Source organism: Pseudonocardia sulfidoxydans NBRC 16205, assembly GCF_007989085.1.
In the GTDB taxonomy this organism is placed as follows: domain Bacteria; phylum Actinomycetota; class Actinomycetes; order Mycobacteriales; family Pseudonocardiaceae; genus Pseudonocardia; species Pseudonocardia sulfidoxydans.
This window is the reverse complement of record NZ_BJVJ01000165.1, coordinates 1-2,172: the sequence shown is the minus strand read 5'-3', so window position 1 is coordinate 2,172 and position 2,172 is coordinate 1. Positions and strand designations below refer to the sequence as shown.

Below are 2,172 nucleotides of genomic sequence, written 5' to 3'. Positions count from 1 at the left end.
CTGGGCCGACAAAGACTGAAGCGATCATTTCAAGCTTGTGGAATCGCACGCCATTCGCCTCAATTGATAACCATGACAAAGGACGCCGTCGCCAAACGTTGCCGAAATGCTTCTGATGCCAGCTCAAGACTTGACACGGGTGTAATTGGTTTCTACAATGTGCCCTCTCTATGCAGAGAATGCGCCGCCCTAGATCAAGCAAAGAGAGAGCACATGCCGAAGTACGGCACGCCTCACAACAGCGACTGGATGCCAAGCGGGCAGTCCCAGTTGGACGCCATCCGACAAGCGCGTCTTGCATGGCTCGACGGGCATCGCCCTAACGAAATTCGACCAACCATTCTTCGGTCATGGCAGCGCGTCGGACGTGTTCAGAAAGCCTCGATTTCTACGGGACGGCTAGACGCTCTCGAGTTGGAGCGGCGGAGAGACCAGGCGATGATTCTCGAAGGGTGGGCCAAGGTGCAAAATTTTGCTGCACCACTTGCACCCAAGTCTGCCATCACTGTTACGGATGAGTCCGGCGCTGTACTTGTCATGGCAGGCAACCGTGGAATCTCGAGCTCGCTGCGATGCCTAGGCGTCCACCCGGGGTGCGACCTCTCGGAGCGTGTCGCCGGAACGAATGCGATTGGCACCGCCTTAGCAACTCACAGACCAGTAGTTACGATCGGGCCAGAACACATTGCAGCGGTCTTCGAGGAGTTTGCATGTGCTGCCTATCCAATCAAACACCCGTTCCTCCCCGGCCTTCTCGGCTCGGTCAACATCACCACGCACCACAATTCCGATATTCATCAAGCGGTCAGCCAAATTCAGGCTATGGGTGAACTTATCAAGCGCGAAGTCGAGCTTCAATGCCTCCGCCGCGCTGCACGTCTGATTGGGTCAGCCGCTTGGATGTCTCGCGACAGCACAGCCGCGCTGGCTATTGACCGTAACGGCTGGATCTTGGAGTCACGCGTCCCTTTACAGGTACGAAAACTCGATCCAGCAACATTGCGACCAGGAAAATTGCACGTACCTGGCAGTGGCTTGCTGCACCTCACACGCACCGCTAGCGGCTGGATCGCCTACTCGGATAGTGGACGAACGGCGGCCGAAGTTGTGCTTGTGCTAAACAGTGCACGCCCAGGAGCCAACGGGCATCTAACATATCAATCGCCGCGCGGTCGGGTTTGCACTCTTATCAGGCCGCGGCAGGTCGAGATATTGCAGCGACTCGTGGAACATCCGACAGGGCTCACCGTTCCAGAACTCTCCAGTCACTTGTACGGTTCGCCTGGCCATGCTAGCTCCGTGCGCGCAGAAATCGCTAAGCTGCGGAGTAGCGTTGAGTTTGACATAATAGCAAGCTCACCGTACCGGATATCGCCGTCAATTCAGCTGTCCATTTGCAGGCGCGAAGGCAGCTAAAGTTCAGTACCGTGCGCGAACACAGAGAGTGTTGGTACATTAGTAAGACTTCGAGCCGGTGGCAGCAGGTTCGGGAGTCTGGCGCACCCAAAAAGTCGCCTAATCTGTTTTGTAGAACTTCGTACACACCTCGGGGTAGGACCGAATCAGTTATTGCAAGACCGTCATGCTTGTACCGCCACGCGTACACGAAGTTTGCTACGTGCCGCCACCGAATAGTAGCGACCGCTTCGAAATAGCTGCTTCGTCCCGGGACCGCAGCGGAGCCAAATGCGTGCGAGCGACAACTTGGAGCAAACCGGGGCTGGGCAAGTGCCACGGGTGACCAGGGCAGAAGCAGCTCAGTCCTCGCCCTTCCCGTCGTTCATGCCCGACGAGATGAGGTCCATCACCGTCGAGTCGGCCAGCGTCGTCGCGTCACCCACCTCACGGTTCTCCGCGACATCACGCAGCAACCGGCGCATGATCTTGCCCGAACGCGTCTTGGGCAGCTCGTCGACGACCATGATCTGGCGCGGCTTGGCGATCGGCCCGATCTCCTTCGAGACGTGGTCGCGCAGGGCCTTGATCGCGTCGGCGCCCTTCGCCTCGTCCTGGGCGACGTTGCCGCGCAGGATCACGAACGCCACGATGCCCTGACCCGTCGTCGGGTCCGACGCCCCCACGACCGCCGCCTCCGCGACAGTCGGGTGGGACACCAGCGCCGACTCCACCTCGGTCGTCGAGATGCGGTGCCCCGACACGTTCATGACGTCA

2 protein-coding genes are annotated in these 2,172 nt (G+C 58.8%); one reads left to right on the top strand and one right to left on the bottom strand.

Annotated elements, in window-relative coordinates:
* The first annotated feature begins 72 nt into the window (after nucleotides 1-72).
* Nucleotides 73-1,416: a sigma-54-dependent transcriptional regulator family protein gene (locus PSU4_RS33235; protein WP_507763238.1), complete on the top strand. Its 1,344-nt coding sequence runs from the start codon at nucleotides 73-75 to the stop codon at nucleotides 1,414-1,416.
* 341 nt (nucleotides 1,417-1,757) lie between these two features.
* On the opposite strand, the gene PSU4_RS30795 is transcribed toward PSU4_RS33235, so the two are convergent.
* Nucleotides 1,758-2,172, bottom strand: a 415-nt coding sequence (locus tag PSU4_RS30795; RefSeq protein WP_445009150.1) for an AMP-binding enzyme, incomplete at its 5' end; no start/stop codon positions are given.

What these genes read in the sequence shown, in the direction of transcription:
- PSU4_RS33235 (WP_507763238.1), top strand. Translation starts at nt 73, where the DNA reads ATGACAAAGGACGCCGTCGCCAAACGTTGCCGAAATGCTTCTGATGCC.